The following is a 19874-nucleotide window of genomic DNA, read 5'->3' as shown; positions in this document are numbered from 1 at the left end:
CGAGTCAGGCCGGATCACGGCCGTTCCTCGCTGCGGACACTCCGAATAGGAGCCGGCCCGGCCAGACTGCCGGCACCATCGCCGAACAGTCGTCGTCCCCGAAGGGACCGCCGAGTCGCGGAAGTTCATGTGACAACACTCTGTCGTCACATTCGTTCCTTGCAAGTAACAATGGGATGGGGGTCTCACTATGTGAGACGAAAGCCCCAATTCGTGAGCAAGGTCACACCCATTCCCGGCTGTGAAACACCCATTCCGGCACTTTGGGGGCAACTTACTGCGAACCTCCCGGGTTCGCACTTTTGTTACTGCCCCGGTTGCCGGCCCGAAATGCCTGACCGGCGGCCGCGGAAGCTACTCCGCCAGGCCGTAGAGACGGTCGCCGGCATCGCCCAGTCCGGGGACGATGTAGGACTGCTCGTCCAGACGCTCGTCGATCGCCGCCAGGTAGATGTCCACCTCCACGTCCGCCAGCTCGCGCTCCAACCGGGAGATCCCCTCCGGAGCGCCCAGCAGGCAGATGCAGGTCACCCGCTGGGCATTGCGGGCGTACATGAACCGCACCGCCTCCACCAGGGTGCCCCCGGTGGCCAGCATGGGGTCAAGCAGGAAGACGTGGCGATCCGTCAGGTCCGCCGGCAGCCGTTCCGCATAGGTGACGATGTCCAGGGTCTCCTCGTTCCGGGCCATGCCCAGGAACCCCACCTCGGCCGAGGGAGCCATCCGCACCATGCCCTCGAGCATGCCCAGCCCGGCCCGCAGGATGGGCACCACCAGCGGGGTCGGCTTGGCCAGCGCGACTCCGGTCATCCTCGCCACCGGCGTCTCGATCTCCACGGGCTGAACCTTCACGTCCCGGGTGGCCTCATAGGCCAACAGCATGACGAGCTCCTCCGTGAGTTGCCGGAAGATCATCGACGGCGTCTCCTTCTTACGGAGAACGGTCAATTTGTGGCTGACGAGCGGATGTTCCACGAGCTGTACACGCATGGGCACAACCCTACCGGGCGCACGGGCTCCGCCATTGGCCGCCGGGCCGCCGATCCGGCCCGGGAAGACCACGGGAACGCTAGGGTCGCCCCATGCAAACCTCGCACCACAAGTGGATGGGTGCGGCCCTGGACCAGGCCCGCGCCGCACTGGAGACCTCCGACGTGCCGATCGGTGCCGTCGTCGTGGGCCCGGACGGGACCATCCTGGGGACCGGACGCAACGAGCGCGAGGCGACCGGGGACCCCACCGCCCATGCCGAGGTGCTCGCACTGCGCGAGGCCGCGTCCGCGCGTCGTGAGGCTGGCGACGGGGACGGCTGGCGACTGAACGACTGCACGCTGGTGGTCACGCTGGAACCGTGTGCCATGTGCGCCGGGGCGTTGGTACTGGCGCGCATCCCGCGGGTGGTGTTCGGGGCCTGGGACCCCAAGGCCGGCGCCTGCGGCTCCGTGTTCGACGTGGTGCGCGAGCCGAGGCTGAACCACTGGGTCGAGGTGCATTCCGGCGTCCGCGGGGACGAGTGCGCGGGGTTGCTGACAGAGTTCTTCCAGGAGCATCGGCGCCGTTGACCGCGCTCCGGGGCGGGTTTGGGGTGCGGTTGGCCCCTCCGGTACAGTGGTGCGGTCTGGTGACGTGTCCGAGCGGCCGAAGGTGCAACACTCGAAATGTTGTGTAGGTTCACCCCTACCGTGGGTTCAAATCCCACCGTCACCGCCAGTTGAGAAGGCCTCCACGGCCCGGGATCCCGGGAGGTGGAGGCCTTCTCGCATTTCCAGCCCGAGGTGGAACAAGAGGAACAAATCTAGGCCTCCCGGTGCTATGCCAGTGGTGCACACGGCAGACGACCCCGTCGAAAGGCAGCTCAGATGACCGGAACCTCCGAGACGACCCACGCCCCGACGGCGGCCGAGATCAATCTCTGGCGGGAGGACTTCCCGTTGTTGGCCACCGAGGTGAACGGCCATCCGCTGGCCTACTTGGACTCGGGCGCCACGTCGCAGAAACCGCGGGCAGTGTTGGATGCCGAGCGGCACTACTACGAGAACCTCAACGCCGCGGTCCACCGCGGGGCCCACACCCTGGCCGCCGAGGCCACCCTGCTCTTCGAGGACGCCCGGGCCACGGTCGCCGACTTCGTGGGTGCCGAGGAAGACGAGATCGTCTGGACCTCCAACGCCACCGAGGCCCTGAACCTGGTGGCCTATGCGTTCTCCAATGCCAGCGCGGACCGCGGTGGCGCTGCCGCCGAACGTTTCCGACTGGGCGCCGGGGACGAGATCGTGGTGACGGAGATGGAGCACCACGCCAACCTCATCCCGTGGCAGGAGCTCGCCTTCCGCACGGGCGCCACGCTGCGCTACATCCCGGTGGGCGACGACGGCGCCCTGCGGATGGAAGCGGCGGACGAGGTCATCACCGCACGCACCCGGCTTCTGGCGTTCACCCACGTCTCCAACGTCCTGGGGCTCATCAACCCGGTCGAAGACCTCGTGGCCCGGGCCCGCGCCGTCGGAGCTTTCGTGGTGCTGGACGCCTGCCAGTCCGTCCCGCACCTACCCGTGGACCTGAAGAAACTCGATGTCGACTTCGCCGCGTTCTCCGGCCACAAGATGCTGGCCCCCACGGGCATCGGCGCCCTCTACGGCCGCCGCGAGTTGCTGGCGTCCATGCCCCCGTTCCTCACGGGCGGCTCCATGATCACCACGGTCACCATGGAGGCCGCGGAGTACCTGCCGCCACCACAGCGCTTCGAGGCCGGCACCCAGAAGGTCTCGCAGGCCATCGCCCTGGCCGCCGCCGTGGAGTACCTGAAGGGCATCGGCATGGAGCGCATCGCCGCCCACGAGGACGAGCTCGGCGCGCGTCTGCTGGCCGGGCTCGCCGAGATCCCCGGTGTGACGGTGCTGGGTGGGTCCGCGCCCGGACCGCGCGTGGGCGCGGCCAGCTTCGACCTCGCCGGGGTGCATGCCCACGACGTCGGCCAGTTCCTGGACGATCAGGGCATCGCCATCCGCGTGGGTCACCACTGCGCCCAGCCCCTGCACCGGCGGCTCGGGTTCACGGCCTCCACCCGTGCCAGCACCTATCTCTACAACACCACCGAGGAGGTGGACCGCTTCCTGGACGGGGTGGCCGCCACCGCGAACTTCTTTGGAGTGAAGGCGTGAGCTCGTCCGAACTGCAGAACCTGTATCAGCAGGTCATCCTCGACTACTCGAAGAACCCCTACGGCGTCGGCCTGCTGGGCGGTGCGGCCGGGCAGTCGCACCAGCTGAACCCGACCTGCGGTGATGAGATCACCCTCGAGGTGCACCTGAACGGCGAGGGTGCCGACCGGGTGGTCGAGCGGATCCGCTGGGAGGGCCACGGCTGCGCGATCTCGCAGGCCTCGGCTTCCCTGCTGACCGAGCTCGCCGAGGGGCTGACGGTGGAGGACCTGCGCACCCGCATCGACGCCTTCCGCACCGCTATGCAGTCCCGCGGCAAGATCGCCCCCGACGAGGAACTGCTCGGCGACGCCGTGGCCCTCGGCGGGGTCTCCCGCTACGTGGCCCGGGTGAAGTGCGCGATGCTCGGCTGGGTCGCCGCCGAGCACGCCCTCGTGGAGGCCGAGATCCGCTAGTTCTTGCGGTAGTTCTCCCGGGCGAACGCGGAGTACGGGGCAGGTTCCACGGTCGCTCGAATCTGCACCTGGCGGTGGTCCTCCACGGAGGGCTTGGCCGAAGGTGTCGTCTCGCCCCACACCACGGTGACCTCGGTGCCGGGGGCCGCCACGGCGCCGTCGAGGCTCGCCAGCGAGACGAACGCGTGCTCGTTGGTGAGGTAGCCGGCGTCGTGCGAGATCCCGACGTCCCGGCCGTCCACCAGGACGCGGTCCACCTGGTACTGGCCGTAACGCGCCTTGGGCACGTCGATGTACTTCGCCGGGACCCCCGGTTCGAACTGCGTCTGGATCGCGGCGGCCACATCCTCCGGCCTCCAGACCAGGGTGACCTTCTGGCGCTTCTGCTCGGCCGAGTGACGCTCCAAGGCGGCCCGGCCGATGAACTCATGGTCGAAGGACACGCTGCGTCCGTAACCGAGGTCGTACGGGGTCAGGTAGTAGTCCTCCACCGCCGCGGAGTCGAAGCTGCCCGCCAGGGACCCGGCACGGCTGGCCGGCAACCACTCGCGGTAGGCCTCGGTGCCCTCGCCGCTGAAGATCGCCGGGAAGGGGGAGGGCACCCAGGCGGATTCCAAGTTGGAGGAGGAGTAGGCCTTCGAGCCGACCTGGACGAGGTCCAGCCCTTCCCCGGCGGCCAGCAGGGCCGACCGGACCCGCTCACCCTCGGCCCACGGACCGAAGAGCTCGAAGCCCGGCTGTCCCGCCATGCCATGACGCAGCGAGCGGACCTGGACGCCGTCGATCTCGAAGGTGGCCATGCCGAAGAACCTGGTCTCCGGGACCGCGGCCCCCGTGACCTTCTCCATGAGTTCGAGAGCCCGGGGGCCCTGGACCTCGAAGCGGTACTGCTTCGGGTCGCCCTGGCGAACGGCGGAGCTGGCATCCCGCTCGAAAGTGACGTCATAGTCGCCGGTCTCCCCGTGGTACTGCACCCAGTCCAACACCATGTGCCAGCCGACCAGGTCGAAGGAGTCCTCCTCCAGGTAGAACAGGATGGCGTCGCCGATGAGGTAACCCTCGTGGTTGACGGCGATGAACTGCTTGGCCTTGTTCGGGGCGAACGTCGCAAAGCTGTTGACGCCCACGTCGGTGAGCAGCCTCAGCGCATCCGGTCCGGTGATGAACAGGTCGGTCATGTGGTGGGACTGGTCCAACAACGCCACCGAGTCCCGCCAGGACTGCTGCTCCGAACGCCAGTTCGAGAACTCGGGCTGGACCGGGAAGACGGTGGCCTTGGACGGGGCGTTGCGCAGGTACTCGACGGGCGAGCCGACGCGGGCGATGGCGGCGGCCAGGGATTCGGGATGCTGGGACATGGGGACTCCTGAAGTAGCGGTGGTGCTCGGGTGGCGATGTCACCGTCAGCCTACGTATAGTTCTGCAAGGCGAGCATAAGAATTGCTTATCCATCGATCTCGCAGATTGAGTCACTGAGCCTTGGACCTGAACCTCTTGCGGACCTTCGTGGCCGTATACGAATCACGGAGCCTCACGTCGGCAGCAGCCCGGCTGTACGTCACCCAGCCCGCCGTGAGCCAGGCCCTGACGCGTATGCGGCGGCAATGGGATGATCCGCTGTTCCACCGGGTGGGCCGGACCATGGAGCCCACCGCGGCCGCCCACGCGATCTACCCCTCTTTCCGGGATGCCCTGATGACCATCGACCGGGCCCTGGACGCCGTCCACTCCTTCGACCCTGCGACCTCGGACCGCCGCTTCACCGTGGCCATGTCCGAGCTGGGCGAGATCGGCTATTTCCCGGCCCTGTTCGCCACCGTCCGTTCCTCGGCCCCGAACATCGGGATCGACGTGGTCTCCCTGGACCTGGAGCAGCTTCCCGAGTGGTTGGCCCGGGGAACGGTGGACCTGGCCGTGACGTCCCTGCCGATCGCCGGGTCCTTCGAGCACCGGGTGCTGAAATCGGAGCGCTACGCCGTGCTCATGGGGCAGCACCATCCGCTGGCTTTCAAGGGCACAGACAACACAGATAGGGCGGCTCCGGCCCTGGCGCTGGACGACTACCTCGGGGCCGATCATGCTGTGGTGGCCGGTGATTCCGGCCGGCCAGCTCTGGACGCGGCGCTCCGACGGCTCGGCGCACCGATCCATCCGGCGGTCTCCGTGCGTCACTTCGCCTCGCTGCCGCCGCTCCTGTCGGCGCCGAACCACCTGATCGCCACGGTCCCCGCGTCGATCGCCCGCGGCTGGGCGGAGACCTGGCCCGTGGTCCTTCGAGACTTGCCCTTCGAACTGCCGGGAGTCGAGATCTCCCTGCTGAAGCGCACCACCAGTCAGCACACCGCGGCCCTCGACTGGTTCCACGGCACCGTGCTGCACGCCCTCCGCGGAGACCCGGGCGAGTTCTCCTCCATCGGCGCGCGGAAGCCCGGCGCGCCCCACTGAGGGGGCGAAGATTACTGGAGGGGGAGCTCCAGACCCCGCTCCGATTCCGGACGAGGTCCCTGAATCCGGCGATTGCCGGCGTCGATGGCCAGGTCATTGATGCTGGCCTCCCGCCGGCACATCAGCCCGTTCTCCTCGAACTCCCACAGCTCGTTGCCGTAGCTGCGCCACCACTGGCCGTCGCGGTCGCGGGATTCATATTGAAACCGGACTGCGATCCTGTTCCCAGAGAAACTCCACAGATTCTTGCGCAGCGCATACTCCTGTTCACGCTCCCATTTGGCGGTGAGGAACTCGACGATCTCCTCCCGGCCCGTGAGGAACCGGTCGCGGTTGCGCCAGACGGAATCGGACGTGTAGGCCAACGAGACTCGGTGAGGGTCACAGGTGTTCCAGGCGTCCTCGGCAGCCTGGACCTTCTGCCGGGCGGTCTCCTCGGTGAAGGGCGGGAACGGCGGGCGGGGTTCCGTCATGGCGTCTGCTCACTCTCGGTTCGGTGTCCTGACAGGATGGTCCCATGAGCGTGAAGGTCCTGGCCATCGGCAAGAAACACGAACCCTGGGTGTCCGAGGGCATCGACCGCTACGTCAGAAGACTCAAGAAACCCTTCGACGTCTCCTGGCAGCTGCTCCCCCACTCCTCCCGCGAGGGCGACGCGGCCCGCGAGGAGGAATCAGCCCGCATCCTGGCGAAGGTCGGCGAGCGCGACCACCTGTTGTTGCTCGACGAGCGCGGCACGCACTTCGATTCTCCCGGGCTGTCACGCCACCTCCAGGGCCGGTTCGACGCCGGGCAGACCGTCACCCTCGTGATCGGCGGCGCCTACGGTGTGGACGGCTCCGTGCACACGCGCGCCAACACGGTCTGGTCGCTGTCCCAGCTCGTCTTCCCCCACCAGCTCGTCCGCCTGGTCGTGGCTGAACAGCTCTACCGCGCCCAGGAGATCGCCGGCGGCCGGCCGTACCACCACGTATAGGGCGGAGGGACAGGGCTATGACGTCCGGGTCCCGGCGTAGCATGGCCGCGATGGCTCAAGACTCCCGACCCGACGCCGCAGAACCCGCTGCGGACGAGGTGCTTGCCCGCTTCACCCCCGCCACCCGCGAGTGGTTCGAGGGGGCCTTCGCCGCGCCGACCACTGCCCAGCTCGGGGCCTGGGATGCCATCTCCTCCGGCCAGCATGCCCTCGTGGTCGCGCCCACCGGCTCGGGTAAGACGCTCTCGGCCTTCCTCTGGGCCCTCGACGGGTTCCTGCGCGTCCCCTCGGCCACGAGTATCCAGGACTCCGAGAAGACCGAGAAGCAGGCCAAGAAGCAGACCCGCGTCCTCTACATCTCCCCACTCAAGGCCCTGGGTGTGGACGTCGAGCGCAACCTGCGGGCCCCGCTCATCGGCATCACACAGACGGCCAAGCGCCTGGGCGAGGCCGCCCCGGACGTTCGCGTGGGCGTGCGGTCAGGGGACACCCCCGCCCGCGAGCGCCGGCAGCTCGCCAGCCATCCCCCGGACATCCTCATCACCACCCCGGAATCGCTCTATCTCATGCTGACCTCCCAGGCGCGGTCCACCCTGGCGGGGGTTCAGACGGTGATCGTGGACGAGGTGCATGCCGTGGCCGGGACCAAGCGCGGCGCTCACCTCGCGATCTCCCTCGAACGCCTCGACACGCTCCTGGCGAAGCCGGCCCAGCGGATCGGGCTCTCGGCCACGGTGGAGCCGAAGGAGGAGGTCGCCCGCTTCCTCGGCGGCGTCCAACCGGTGCGGATCGTGGCCCCGGCCTCCACCAAGTCCTGGGACGTGCACGTCACCGTCCCGGTACCGGACATGACCGAGCTGCCCTCGGCTTCCTCCGCGCATGATCTGGGCCCGGGGTCCGGGCTGCAGACGAACGCCTCGATCTGGCCGCATGTGGAGGAGCGGATCGTCGACCTGGTCGAGGCGAACCGCTCCACCATCGTCTTCGCCAACTCCCGCCGGCTCGCCGAACGGCTCACCGGCCGCCTCAACGAGATCTGGGAGGAGCGCCAGGTCGCGGAGCCACCCCCGGAGGTGCCCCAGGAGTTGCCCGACGCCGGCCGGTCCGGTTCCCCGGCCCAGCTGATGGGAGGCGCGGGCCAGTCCGCCGGCCATGCCTCGCAGGGAACCGGCACCGAGTTCGCCCGCGCGCACCACGGTTCGGTCTCCAAGGAACAGCGCGCCCTCATCGAGGACGCACTCAAGTCCGGTCAGCTGCGGTGCGTGGTCGCCACCAGTTCGCTGGAACTGGGCATCGACATGGGCGCGGTGGACCTCGTCATCCAGGTCGAGTCCCCGCCCTCGGTGGCCTCCGGGCTGCAGCGGGTGGGCCGGGCCGGTCACCAGGTCGGCGAGACCTCCTCCGGCTGGTTCTTCCCGAAGCACCGCGGGGACCTGGTGGACACCACCGTGGTGGTTGAGCGCATGCTCTCCGGCCGGATCGAGTCGATGTCCATTCCGGCCAACCCGCTGGACATCCTCGCCCAGCAGACCGTGGCCGCCTGTGCCCTGGATGAGCTCGACGTCGAGGCCTGGTTCGACCTGCTCCGCCGCTCCGCGCCCTTCGCGACCCTGCCGTATTCCGCGTTCGAATCGGTACTCGACCTGCTTTCCGGCCGCTATCCCTCGGACGAGTTCGCCGAGCTGCGCCCGCGCGTGGTCTGGGATCGGGAGGCCGGTACCCTGGCTGGCCGCAACGGCTCGCAGTGGCTGGCGGTCACCTCCGGCGGGACCATCCCGGACCGCGGCCTCTTCGGCGTCTTCCTCGCCGGCACCGAGAACGAGACGACCAGCGACGCCGGCACCGCTGGCGGTGCGAAGGCCTCGGCCGGCACTGCACGCACGGGCGGGCGGCGGGTGGGCGAACTCGATGAGGAGATGGTCTACGAGTCACGCGTGGGAGACGTGATCGTCCTCGGTGCCACGAGCTGGCAGATCCAGGACATCACCCATGACCGGGTCCTCGTGATCCCCGCGTTCGGCCAGCCGGGCCGGCTCCCGTTCTGGCGGGGTGACGCCGAGGGCCGTCCCGTCGAGCTCGGCGAGGCGGTCGGGGCCTTCCGCCGTGAGGTCTCCGCCGGGCTGGGCGGGGGCGAGGCCGGCGTCGGGAACCCGATGTCCGAACGTCTGGCGGCGGCCGGACTGGACGCGTGGGCCCAGGACAACCTGACCGCGTACCTGGCCGAACAACGGGAGGCCACAGGGCAGCTGCCCACGGAGAAGACCCTCGTGGTGGAGCGGTTCCATGACGAGCTCGGGGACTGGCGCGTGGTGCTGCACTCCCCCTTCGGGATGCCGGTACATGCGCCGTGGGCGCTTGCCGTCGGGGCCCGGCTGCATGCGCGGTACGGCATGGACGGCTCGGCGATGGCCGCCGACGACGGCATTGTGCTGCGCGTGCCGATGATGGAGGACGAGCCTCCCGGAGCAGACCTGTTCCTCTTCACGGCGGAAGAGCTCGAGGAACTCGTCACCGCCGAGGTGGGCGGTTCGGCGCTGTTCGCCGCCCGATTCCGGGAAAACGCCGCTCGGGCGCTGCTGCTCCCCCGCCGGGATCCCGGCAAACGCACCCCCCTGTGGCAGCAGCGGCAGCGCTCAGCCCAATTACTGGAGGTCGCGCGGAAGTACCCGCAGTTCCCGATCATCCTGGAGACCGTCCGCGAATGCCTCCAGGACGTCTACGACCTCCCGGCCCTCAAGGACCTCGCCACCCGGATCGAGGCGAAGTCCCTGCGGCTGGTGGAGACCACCACCCAGACCCCCTCGCCCTTCGCCCAGTCGCTGCTGTTCGGCTACGTGGCCCAGTTCATCTACGAGGGCGACTCCCCGTTGGCCGAGCGCCGGGCCGCCGCCCTGTCCCTGGACCCCGGCCTGCTCAACGAACTGCTGGGACGGGCCGAGCTGAGGGACCTGCTGGACCCGGACGTCATGGCCACGGTGGAGGCGGACCTGCAACGGCTCTCCCCGGACCGCAGGGTCAAGGGCACCGAGGGACTCGCGGACCTCCTCCGCCTGCTCGGCCCCCTGACCGCCGAGGGCGCCGCCTCCCGCTTGCGCCCTGCAGTCGAAACGGACGAGGAGACGCACGAGCACGCAGAGGCGACCGGCTTGCTGGACCAGCTTGTCACCGCGAACCGGGCCCTGCGGGTCAGGATCAACGGCCAGACCCGGTATGCCGCCGTGGAGGACGCGGCCCGGTTGCGCGACGCCCTCGGCGTGGCCCTGCCCATGGGCATCCCGGTGGCCTTTATCGAGCCTGTCGAGGATCCGTTGGCCGACCTCGTCTCGCGCTATGCGCGCACCCACGGGCCCTTCACCGCCGCCGAGGCCGGGGTGGCGCTGGGGCTGGGCGCCGCCGTCGTGCTCCAGGTCCTGCAGCGGCTCGCCGCCGAACAGCGCGTGACCGAGGGGCAGTTCCGCCCCACGGCCGGCCACGGTGTTGACGGGGACGGCTCCCGCCCCTCCGGCCCGCACGAGACCGAGTGGTGCGAGGTCGAAGTGTTGCGGCGCATCCGGCGGCGTTCCCTGGCGGTACTGCGGGCGGAGGTCGAGCCCGTCGAACAGTCCGCCTACGCCCGGTTCCTCGCCGACTGGCAGCACCTGTCCCCGGCTCCCGGCGGCGGGTCGCCGGCCACGCTGTCCGGGATCGACGGGGTGGCCACCGTGCTCGACCAGCTCTCCGGCGTCCCCGTGCCCGCCAGCGGCTGGGAGAGTCACGTCCTGCCCTCCCGCGTCCGCGACTACACGCCGGCCCTCCTGGACGAACTGCTGGCCAGTGGCGAGTTCCTCTGGTCCGGCACGGCCGCCGCCAGCGGCGACGACGGTTGGGTCGCCTTCCACAGCGCCGAATCCGCGGACCTGTCCTTGACGCGGCGTGAGGACCTCGAACCCGGACCCGTGCACCGGGCCCTGCTGGAGGTGCTCGACGCCGGCGGTGCCTGGTTCTTCGGCCAGCTCGCCGAGCGGGCGCGCACCGTCCTCGCTGCCGCGGAGACCACGGAGACCAGGCGCGACGAGCCGGCGCCGCGAGTCTCCTCCGGGGACCTCCTCCGCGCCCTGTGGGACCTGGTCTGGGCCGGGCTCGTGGGCAACGACACCTTCGCCCCGATCCGCGGGCTGCTGGGCCAGGGCCGCACCGCGCACAAGTCCAAGTCGCGTTCGCCGCGGGCGAGGCCGGCGCGTCCCGGCCGCGGCGCGAGACTGTCCCGGTGGAAACGACTCCAGGAGGCCTCCGGCAGCCTCGGCGCTGACGGGGGACGGACCGACTCACTGGCGCGTCCGGCCGGTGGCCTGCCCGCGGACCTCGGGCCGATGGACGTGCCCCGGGCCGCCGGCCGCTGGTCCCTGCTGCCCGAGCCCTCGGCCGATCCGACCCTCTTGGCGCATGCCACCGCCGAGTACCTGCTGGACCGCTATGGCGTCATCACCCGCGGCTCCGTGGTGGCGGAGGAGGTCCCCGGGGGCTTCGCCACCCAGTACCGGCTGCTGACCCGTATGGAGGAGGCCGGGCAGGTCCGCCGCGGCTACTACGTGGAGCACCTCGGCGCAGCCCAGTTCTCCACGGGGGCCACCGTGGACCGGTTGCGCGGATTCGCCCAGCAGGATGTGCCGGGCCCCCGGCCCCAGCACGCCGGGGCACCGTCGCCCTGGCAGGATGCCCGTGCCGCGCCCGCGCCGCAGGCCGTCGCGCTGGCGGCCACCGACCCCGCCAACCCCTACGGCGCGGCCCTGCCTTGGCCGGAACTGCCCGCTGGTCCGGACGGGGTGCGGCCGACCGGGCAACGCCCCGGGCGGAAGGCGGGCGCCGTCGTCGTCCTCGTGGCCGGCGAACTGGCCCTGTACGTCGAACGGGGTGGGCGCACCCTGCTGCTGTTCTCGGACGAGCCGTCGGCGCTGGCCCCGATGGCAACGGCGCTCGCGTGGGCTTTGCGGACCGCACGGGTGGAGAAGATGTCCCTGGAGAAGGTCAATGGCCTGCCCCTCACCGGCACCCCGCTGGCCACGGCGCTGGCCGAGGCGGGGTTCTACTCGTCCCCGTCCGGGCTTAGGTTTAGGTCATGAGCGAGACACCGCAGACCGGCACCCCAGCAGTATCAACCGCCCCGAGGGCTACCCCTTTCCTCATGTTCGAAGGTCAGGGCGGCGAAGCCATGACCTTCTACGTGGAGACCCTGGCCCCCTACATCTCCGGGACCGAGGTGACCCGGCTGGAGCGCCGCACCGCCGAGTCCCCCGAGGCCGCCGACAACCCGGACCTGGTCGGCACCGTGTACGCCGGGGAGTTCACCGTGGCCGGCACGCCGTTCCGGGTCTTCGACTCGCCACCGGGGCATCAGTTCAGTTTCACCCCGTCGATCAGCATCTTCGTGGCGCTCCCCGCCGGCGGGCCGGACCCACAGGTCGAGCTCGATGCGGTCGATGCCCTGGCCGGCGCACTGTCCTCGGACGGCGGCCACGCCCTGATGCCGGCCGACGGCTACGGCTTCTCCCGCCGGTTCGCCTGGGTTGCCGACCGGTGGGGCGTCACGTGGCAGCTGAACTGCGCCTGAGGCATGCCCGAAGGTGATTCCCTCGTCCGGCTGGCCGACCGGCTGCGGCCAGTGCTGGAAGGCCAGGAACTGCTCCGCACCGATTTCCGCGTCCCCCGGTTGGCTACCCTGGACCTGGCCGGGACGACGGTGCTTTCGGTCCGGCCCCGGGCCAAATACCTTCTGCTCGAGGTTGATGCTGCCGAGGGACTGACGGTGCTCTCCCACCTCAAGATGGAGGGCCGCTGGGAGACATACTCCCGAGTGGACGATGCCGGATCCCCGGTCACGCCGCGCTGGCGCCATCCCGGCTGGCAGGCCCGGTGCGTGCTGGAGACGGCCCGTCACCAAGTGGTCGGGTTCCAACTGGGCCTCCTCGAGGTCCTGCCCACCGCAGAGGTCCCGGGCCGGCTGGGCTTCCTCGGTCCCGACCTGCTGGACCCGGAGTGGGAAGCCCCGGACCGCGCCGGCGAGCTGAGGGCGGAAGGGGTCCGGCGGCTGCTCGTGGACCCGGAGCGGCCCGTCGGACTGGCCCTGCTGGACCAACGGCTGCTCTCCGGCGTCGGCAACATCTACCGCTGCGAGGCCCTCCTGCTGGCCGGCCTGGACCCGCACCGGCCAGTCTCCTCCGTCCCCGACCTGCCGGGCCTGGTGGACTTGGTCCGGAACCTGATGCGTGCCAACACGGTGCCGGCCCTGCCCGGCCGACCTGCACCCCGGCGCACCACCACGGGCGTGGTGCCCGACGACGGCGCCCCCTACGGCGTGCGCGTCACGTTTCCCGCCACCCGGCCCGAACGGCGGAACACACCGCCGTACTGGGTCTACGGCCGCCAGCGCGAGGGGTGCCTGCGCTGCGGCGGGTCGGTCACGGTCGGGGCTCTCGGAGACGAGACCGTGGAACGTACCCTGTACTGGTGCAGGCAGTGCCAGCGGTGACCGTTACGGCGCCGCGGCACGTCCGATCCGCAAGGAGGCTGAGATGGCCGATCCGTTCCCGCAGGACCGCGCGCATTCCACTGTGGCCCTCGTCCTGGCCGGAGGCCAAGGCAGCCGGCTGTCCCCGCTGACCGATGCCCGGTCCAAACCGGCCGTCCCGGTGGCCGGCCAGTACCGGCTCATCGACGTGGTCCTGTCCAATCTGGCCAACTCGGGCCTGAGGGACGTGTGGATCGTGGAACAGTACCGGCCCTTCACCCTCAACCAGCACCTGGCCGGCGGCCGGCCGTGGGACCTGGACGGCACCCGCCACGGCCTGCGTCTGCTGCCCCCGGCCGAGGGACGCACCGAGGAGGGCTTCGCCGCCGGCAACGGGCATGCCCTGCACCAGCAGATGCCCCTGCTGGAGTCCTTCGGCGCGGACACCGTGGTGGTGCTCAGCGCCGACCACCTATACCAGTTCGACCTGCGGCCTGTCCTTGAACAGCACCGCGCCTGGGGGTCCGAGCTGACTGTGGTGACCACGCAGACGGACGAGGACCCCTCCCGCTTCGGGGTGGTGCAGGTGGACGCGGACCACACGGTCACCCGCTACGACCACAAGCCCGAGGATCCGGACGGCAGTCTGGTGGCCACGGAGATCTTCGTCTACGACGTCGCCGCACTGGGGCAGGTGACCCGCCGGCTCACGGCGGAGCGCGGGGACGCGGACGGGGACTCGCTGGGCGACTACGGGGAGTCGATCGTGCCGCACTTCGTGGATCACCGGAGAACCCACGCCTACCGGCTGGACGGGTACTGGCGGGACGTCGGCACCGTGGAGGCCTACTTCAAGGCGCACATGGAACTGCTGGACGGCACCGGCCTGGACCTGGACCGGCCCGGCTGGCCCCTGATCACCAACCCGAAGCATGCCCCGCCGGCCTGGATCGACACCCGTGCCACGGTGTCCGCCTCCCTCGTGACGGCCGGCTGCCGGATCAGGGGCGAGGTCGAGCACAGCATCGTCGGCCCCGGCGTGGTGGTGGAAGCCGGCGCCCGGGTGTCCCGGTCGGTCCTGCTCGGTGACTGCGTGGTCCCCGCCGGTGCCGAACTGGAATCGGTCATCGCGGATGTCGGCGCGGAGATCCCCACCGGACGCTCCGGCCGGACGAAACCCGGGCCCGGCAACATCACCGTCCTCGTACCGGAGGACCGCGGGCCCGCCAGCGCGGACGAGACCACCGGCACCTGACCTCCCCACCGAGCCGCCGTCCGTCCGTGGCTCCGCGGTCTGGAAGACTGGGGCCGTGTCCCAGCAACCGCCCCTGCCCGTCCGTGACGGCGTGAACGCCACCCGCCTCACCGTCCCGGACAGCGGTTGGGACACCATCCTGGACTACGTGCTGCACCGGTGGGGCCACGTGGACCCGGTGGGGATCGTCAAACGCTTCCGCACCGGCGAGGTCCGCGCCGCCGACGGCACCACGGTCACCGAGCACACCCCCCTGAGCGCCCACGACTTCGTCTGGTACTACCGCAGTGTTCCGCAGGAGGCGCCCATCCCCTTCCCCATCACAGTGCTCCATCAGGACGAGCACCTGCTGGTGGCGGACAAACCGCATTTCCTGCCCACCACGCCGGGTGGACGCTTCGTGCAGGAGTCGGCGCTGGTGCGGCTGCGCAACCAGCTCGGTCTGGACCACCTCGTGCCCATGCACCGCCTCGACCGGGCGACCGCCGGCGTGGTGATGTTCTCCACCAACCCGGACACGCGGGGCGCCTACCAGGTGCTCTTCGAACGGCGCCAGATCTGGAAGGTCTACGAGGCCGTCTCGGCGCTTCCCGACGGCGGCGCGGCAAGCCGGTTCCCGCTGACCTACCGGAACCGGATGGACAAGGTGAAGGGTGTGCTCACCGCCCGCACCCTGGACTACGGCCCCCGGGAGTCGGGCCGCTGCCTGGGCCAGGCCACCCGACCGGGCCGGAAGACGAACCGGCCGACCGTGGGGGCCAATGCCCAGACCCGGATCGAGCTGATCGAAGCGGGGGTCTCCGCGGGCACCTGGGCGGGCGCCGGCGTCGCCCACCTCCGCCTGCACCCGCGCACCGGCCGAACCCATCAGCTGCGCGTGCACCTGGCCGCCCTCGGGCTGGGCATCCTCAACGATCCGTTCTATCCGGTCCTGCTGGACGCCGCCCCGGACGACTACGACCGGCCGTTGCAGCTGCTGGCCCAGACGATCGGGTTCACGGACCCGCTGACCGGTGTCCCACGGCAATTCAGCTCCCAGCTGGCGCTGTCCGAACGCCCGGGACCGGGGGCGTGACTGACATGCAGTCGGGCCTAGACACCGCCTGGGTCGAGTCGCTGGGCGGGTGGTTCCACATGCTGACCGCGGCCCTGGTGGCCGTCGATGCGCCCGTGCCGCCCGTGCCCAGCGAGCTGTTCGTCATCGGCTCGGGGGCCATGTCCCAGCTGGGCAGCGTGGCGCTGTTGCCCTCCGTGCTGGCGGCGTGGCTGGGGTGCTGGGCCGGGGACATCGGACTGTATGCCCTGTTCCGGTTCCAGTTGACCGGGCTGCTCGACCGAGCCTCGTGGGGCCAGCGCATCCACCGCGGGATCCTGAGGCTGCTGGACAAGGCCGGCCCCGCGCCGGGGTATGCCTCCCTGTTCGTATTGCGCTTCGTGTCGGGTGGCCGGACGGCGTCCATGGCCGCTGCCGGGATCGCCGGCATCCCCTGGGGCCCGTTCCTGGCCCTGTCAGGCATCGGTTCTGCCGTGTGGTCCGTCTACATGGTGGGGCTCGGCTGGTTCACCGGCAGCGCGACAGGCCTGCCGTTCTGGGCCAGCGCCGTGGTGGGCATGGGATTGGGTACCCTTGCAGGGTTGATCATTGCGGGGATCGTCGCCATCCGGCGGCGCTCGGGGAGAGGTGATGGGTGAACGCTGAGTCGTCGTCCTCTGCTGCGCTGGAACGCATGAAGGCCGCGGCGGAGAAATCGTCCGGTCCGGCCACCGGAGCGGGTGAAGGATCACGCCCCGATCACGCCCCTGGCAGCGCCGAAAGTGCCGAAAGTGCCGAAAGTCCCACTGATTCCACCACGGAAACCTCTCGGAAGCCCGCCGCGGACCAGCCGCGGCTGCGGCACGCCAACACGCACGAGACCCAGGGCCCCCTCGAATCCTTCAACGACTGGCTCGATTCCCTTGGCGAGCCCGACTGGGACAAGGTCTCGCAGTCCATCTACGAGTCGCCGACCACCATGAAGGCCGCCTACGAACGGCAGAAGGCCCACCGCGAGGCGGAACGCCAGCGCCGCGTCGAGGAGAAGGCCGAGGCCGAGCGGAAAGCCGCCGCCGAACGCGCCGAGGCCGAACGGCAGGCGGAGCTCGAGCGCCAGCGTGCCGCCGAGCACGCCGAGGCAGACCGGCTCGAGGCCGAACGGCTCGCCGCCGAGGAGGCCGAACGAGCGGCCCGACGCCAGGCTGAGGAGGAGGCCCGCCTCGAGCAGGAACGGCTGCTGGAACTCCAGCGCGCCGAGGAAGAGGCCCTGCGCCGGGAGATGGAACGCCAGGAACACGAGGAGTGGCTGGCCCGCCAGCGCGAACGCGAGACGTGGGCCCTGCAGGTCGCGGCCCGCGAGTCCGATGGGACCGACTGGGTTCCCCCGGCGGAACGGCGCGCCATGCTCGAGGAGCGCGGCGAGAACCTGACCGATGCCCAACTGCTGGAACGCGCCCGGGCCTCCTTGCCGGAATGGCGTCACCGCGACCGGATCGTGGAGAAGGCCCAGGCCATCGAGGCCTCCACGGTCCGCCGCACCCGGCCGGCGTCCGCCGCCGCGGAGCCAGAGCCGGCACAGGCGCCCCACGGCTACATCCCGCCCTACAACCTGCCCTCCCGGGAACCGGACCCGGCACCGACCCCGCTGGACCTGCTCCGCCGGGTCACCGTGACCGTGGCCTACCTGGTGTTCGTGCTCGGCGGCGTCTACGGCCTCGGCTTCCTGGGCGAGGACGCCACCGGGCCCTGGCTGCACGACCTGCATGAGGGGCGGTTCGCCGGCGGCTTCTCCATGCTGTCCATGGCCCTCTGGCACCAGCTCATCTGGCCGGTGCTGTGGGTGGCCCTGGGCATCTACACGGTGCACCAGTGGTTGCCGAGCCAGGCCTCCGCGGACCGGCAACGCGCCACCGGCTGGCGCGTGGCGGTGGCCCTGGTGGCCACGGTGGTCTGGTTCGTCCTCGCCCGGACCGGCGTCATGCTCGGCGTCGAGCTGGTCGTCTGGCTGGCCCTGGGCTATCTCCTGGTGGACAGCGTCCACCAGCTGAACCTCTACACCGCGCGGAACCGCGCGGAGCGGGCCATCACGGACGGCATGATCGGGCTGTTCACGGGTTGGGCCCTGATCTTCGCCGCCACGAACGCGTCGGTCTGGCTGCAGGCTCTCGGCATCAATCTGCTTTGGATCCCCGGCCCGGTCTGGGCTGTGCTCACCCTGGTGGTGGTGGTCTGGGGCACCACCATGATGTCCATGACCGAGCGCGGCCGCATCAGCATCGCCCTCGGCCTCTCCTGGGGCCTGGCCGCGATCCTGGTGCCCCGGCTCGTGGGGTCCATGACCTCCGTCTGGGTCGCGATCGTGGCCGCCATGGGCCTCTTCATGGTGCTGCTGGCCACCGAGAACCGGCGCTACCGGATCAACCACGCCGAGCACCGGGCCGCCCTGGGCCACGAGGTCGACGAGTTCTAGCCGACCGGCGCCCACCGGCCGCGGTCCCGGCGGAGCACGTCCAGTCGACCGGTCGTGGCCACGTCCCGGACGCCCTCGCGCATCCGGCCGGCCGCGGCCAGGGCGGCGCGGTTCTCCGAGTCCCAGGTGGAGTCCGGAACCGTGAACCGTAGGACGATGCGCGGCACGCGTGCCACGACCTCCAGGTCCTTGGCCTCCACATTGTGGGTGGCGGCCAGTGCCGTCTCGGCCCGGTCCATCACCTCTTCGGGGGAATGGCCGGGCAACAGGTCACCGATCTGGAGTCGGGCGCGGAAGGACGGCATGGGGACAGTCTAGGAATACTCCCGGACCACCCCGTGGTTGTGCCTGACATGAGTCTTCTCTTCGATCCCGTGACCGTGTCCGGCCTCACCCTGCGCAACCGGCTGATCCTGCCGCCCATGTGCCAGTACAACGTCACCGCCAAGGACGGCGTCCCCGGGCCCTGGCATCTGGCCCACCTGGGTGCCCGCGCCTCCGGTGGCTTCGGAATGGTGGTGGCCGAGGCCTCCTCGGTGGTCCCCGAGGGACGCATCTCGGACCAGGACACCGGCCTGTGGAACGACGCCCAGCGGGATGCCTGGGCCCCGATCGTCGACTTCATCCGCTCCCAGGGCGCCGTCCCGGCCATCCAGCTGGCGCACGCCGGCTCCAAGGCCTCCACCTGGCCCGCCCACCCGGGCTACCCGGATGACGCCATCCCGCTGGATGAGGGCGGCTGGGAGACCGTCTCCCCCTCCGGCGTCCCGGCCGTCTCCGCCGTCGGCCCCACCCGGGAGCTGAGCGGTGCCGAGATCGAGCAGGTCATCTTGGCCTTCGCCGCGTCCGCCCGACGCGCTGACGAGGCCGGGTTCGACGCCGTGCAGATCCACGGTGCCCACGGTTACCTCATCCACCAGTTCCTGTCCCCCGTCACCAACCGCCGGACGGATGAGTGGGGCGGCTCCTTCGAGAACCGCACCCGCTTGGCCCGCCGGATCGTGGAGGCGGTCCGCGAGGTGTGGCCGGCGGAGAAGATCCTCGGCATCCGGCTCTCCGGTTCCGACTGGCTCGAGGACAGCTGGGGCGAGCAGGACACCGTCCGCCTCGTCCGCGAGCTCACGGGTCTGGGCCTGGACTGGGTGGATGTCTCCTCCGGCGGCATTGGCGACGTCTACCAGGGACCCAAGGGCCCCGCCTACCAGGTTCCCCTGGCCGACGCCGTCCTCGCGGGAACCGCGGATCTCGCCCTGGGTGCGGGGCAAGGCATGCCGGTGTCCGACGACGGCACCTCCCGCCGCCTGTTCGTCTCGGCCGTCGGGGCGATCACCGATCCGGAGCTCGCCGAGTCCGTGATCGCCGAGGGCCGGGCGGATGCCGTCGACATCGGCCGGGCCGCCCTGGTCCATCCCAACTGGCCCGTGGAGGCCGCCCAGTCGCTCGGAGACGAGCGGTGGCGGCAGCTGCTGGCTCCGGCCTATCACCGCGGTTCCTGGGGCCGGCTGTCCACCCCGGTGCGCCAGCGTGAGACCGCGGCCGCAGGCGTGGCGAGCTGACATGTCCCCAGTCTGCCCCCTCCACGGGCCGTCGGCGTG

Annotated in this window: 17 protein-coding genes and 1 tRNA gene; 14 read left to right on the top strand and 4 right to left on the bottom strand. The window is 70.5% G+C overall.

Features of this window, described 5'->3' with window-relative positions; translation table 11 throughout:
• Positions 1-354: 354 nt before the first annotated feature.
• Entirely contained in the window at positions 355-990 is a 636-nt protein-coding gene (gene upp, locus C8E99_RS14665; protein ID WP_115932925.1) for a uracil phosphoribosyltransferase, read from the bottom strand.
• A 92-nt stretch (positions 991-1082) separates the two neighbouring features.
• Between upp and tadA the strand changes: the two genes are divergently transcribed.
• The 4 genes from tadA to sufU all read left to right on the top strand — a co-directional run bounded on the left by tadA (position 1083) and on the right by sufU (position 3616).
• Entirely contained in the window at positions 1083-1562 is a 480-nt protein-coding gene (gene tadA, locus C8E99_RS14660; protein ID WP_115932924.1) for a tRNA adenosine(34) deaminase TadA, read from the top strand.
• 58 nt (positions 1563-1620) lie between these two features.
• Positions 1621-1710, top strand: a tRNA-Ser gene (locus tag C8E99_RS14655).
• Positions 1711-1859: 149 nt separating this feature from the next.
• Positions 1860-3161: a cysteine desulfurase gene (locus tag C8E99_RS14650; protein ID WP_115932923.1), complete on the top strand. Its 1302-nt coding sequence runs from the start codon at positions 1860-1862 to the stop codon at positions 3159-3161.
• Entirely contained in the window at positions 3158-3616 is a 459-nt protein-coding gene (gene sufU / locus C8E99_RS14645; RefSeq protein WP_115932922.1) for a Fe-S cluster assembly sulfur transfer protein SufU, read from the top strand. The genes C8E99_RS14650 and sufU overlap by 4 nt, the downstream gene beginning before the upstream one ends.
• Here the strand turns inward: sufU and C8E99_RS14640 are convergent.
• A complete protein-coding gene (locus C8E99_RS14640; protein ID WP_115932921.1) occupies positions 3613-4974 on the bottom strand; it encodes an aminomethyltransferase family protein in 1362 nt (453 codons plus the stop codon). The two genes, sufU and C8E99_RS14640, sit on opposite strands and share 4 nt — an antisense overlap.
• A gap of 121 nt (positions 4975-5095) precedes the next feature.
• Here C8E99_RS14640 and C8E99_RS14635 point away from each other — a divergent pair, with 121 nt between their 5' ends.
• On the top strand, positions 5096-6061 hold the full coding sequence (locus C8E99_RS14635; protein WP_115932920.1) for a LysR family transcriptional regulator: 966 nt from the start codon (positions 5096-5098) through the stop codon (positions 6059-6061).
• 11 nt (positions 6062-6072) lie between these two features.
• On the opposite strand, the gene C8E99_RS14630 is transcribed toward C8E99_RS14635, so the two are convergent.
• Positions 6073-6534, bottom strand: coding sequence for a nuclear transport factor 2 family protein (locus tag C8E99_RS14630; protein WP_115932919.1), 462 nt, complete (start codon positions 6532-6534; stop codon positions 6073-6075).
• Between the two features lie 44 nt (positions 6535-6578).
• Here C8E99_RS14630 and C8E99_RS14625 point away from each other — a divergent pair, with 44 nt between their 5' ends.
• From C8E99_RS14625 to C8E99_RS14590, 8 genes are read left to right on the top strand one after another with little or no spacing between them, the layout of a single operon-like run.
• On the top strand, positions 6579-7037 hold the full coding sequence (locus C8E99_RS14625) for a 23S rRNA (pseudouridine(1915)-N(3))-methyltransferase RlmH (protein WP_115932918.1): 459 nt from the start codon (positions 6579-6581) through the stop codon (positions 7035-7037).
• 50 nt (positions 7038-7087) lie between these two features.
• Positions 7088-12136, top strand: coding sequence for an ATP-dependent helicase (locus tag C8E99_RS14620; RefSeq protein ID WP_115933521.1), 5049 nt, complete (start codon positions 7088-7090; stop codon positions 12134-12136).
• The gene (locus tag C8E99_RS14615; RefSeq protein WP_211309064.1) at positions 12133-12624 is read left to right on the top strand and encodes a VOC family protein; all 492 of its coding nucleotides are present in this window, start codon (positions 12133-12135) and stop codon (positions 12622-12624) included. Before C8E99_RS14620 ends, C8E99_RS14615 begins: the two co-directional genes overlap by 4 nt.
• A gap of 3 nt (positions 12625-12627) precedes the next feature.
• Positions 12628-13542 (top strand): DNA-formamidopyrimidine glycosylase family protein, encoded by a 915-nt coding sequence (locus tag C8E99_RS14610; protein ID WP_115932916.1) that lies wholly within the window; start codon positions 12628-12630, stop codon positions 13540-13542.
• A 43-nt stretch (positions 13543-13585) separates the two neighbouring features.
• Entirely contained in the window at positions 13586-14776 is a 1191-nt protein-coding gene (locus C8E99_RS14605) for a glucose-1-phosphate adenylyltransferase family protein (RefSeq protein WP_115932915.1), read from the top strand.
• Between the two features lie 55 nt (positions 14777-14831).
• Entirely contained in the window at positions 14832-15851 is a 1020-nt protein-coding gene (locus tag C8E99_RS14600) for a pseudouridine synthase (RefSeq protein ID WP_115932914.1), read from the top strand.
• Positions 15852-15856: 5 nt separating this feature from the next.
• On the top strand, positions 15857-16468 hold the full coding sequence (locus tag C8E99_RS14595) for a DedA family protein (protein WP_115932913.1): 612 nt from the start codon (positions 15857-15859) through the stop codon (positions 16466-16468).
• Positions 16465-18279: a hypothetical protein gene (locus C8E99_RS14590; protein WP_147301250.1), complete on the top strand. Its 1815-nt coding sequence runs from the start codon at positions 16465-16467 to the stop codon at positions 18277-18279. Before C8E99_RS14595 ends, C8E99_RS14590 begins: the two co-directional genes overlap by 4 nt.
• On the opposite strand, the gene C8E99_RS14585 is transcribed toward C8E99_RS14590, so the two are convergent.
• Positions 18276-18584: a hypothetical protein gene (locus C8E99_RS14585; protein WP_115932911.1), complete on the bottom strand. Its 309-nt coding sequence runs from the start codon at positions 18582-18584 to the stop codon at positions 18276-18278. The two genes, C8E99_RS14590 and C8E99_RS14585, sit on opposite strands and share 4 nt — an antisense overlap.
• Before the next feature lie 48 nt (positions 18585-18632).
• On the opposite strand from C8E99_RS14585, the gene C8E99_RS14580 reads away from it, so the two are divergent.
• The gene (locus C8E99_RS14580) at positions 18633-19835 is read left to right on the top strand and encodes an NADH:flavin oxidoreductase/NADH oxidase (protein WP_115932910.1); all 1203 of its coding nucleotides are present in this window, start codon (positions 18633-18635) and stop codon (positions 19833-19835) included.
• Positions 19836-19874: the final 39 nt, after the last annotated feature.

It is taken from the genome of Citricoccus muralis (assembly GCF_003386075.1).
Lineage (GTDB): Bacteria > Actinomycetota > Actinomycetes > Actinomycetales > Micrococcaceae > Citricoccus > Citricoccus muralis.
The sequence above is the reverse complement of the archived record's forward strand: the minus strand, read 5'-3'. Positions and strand labels throughout refer to the sequence as shown.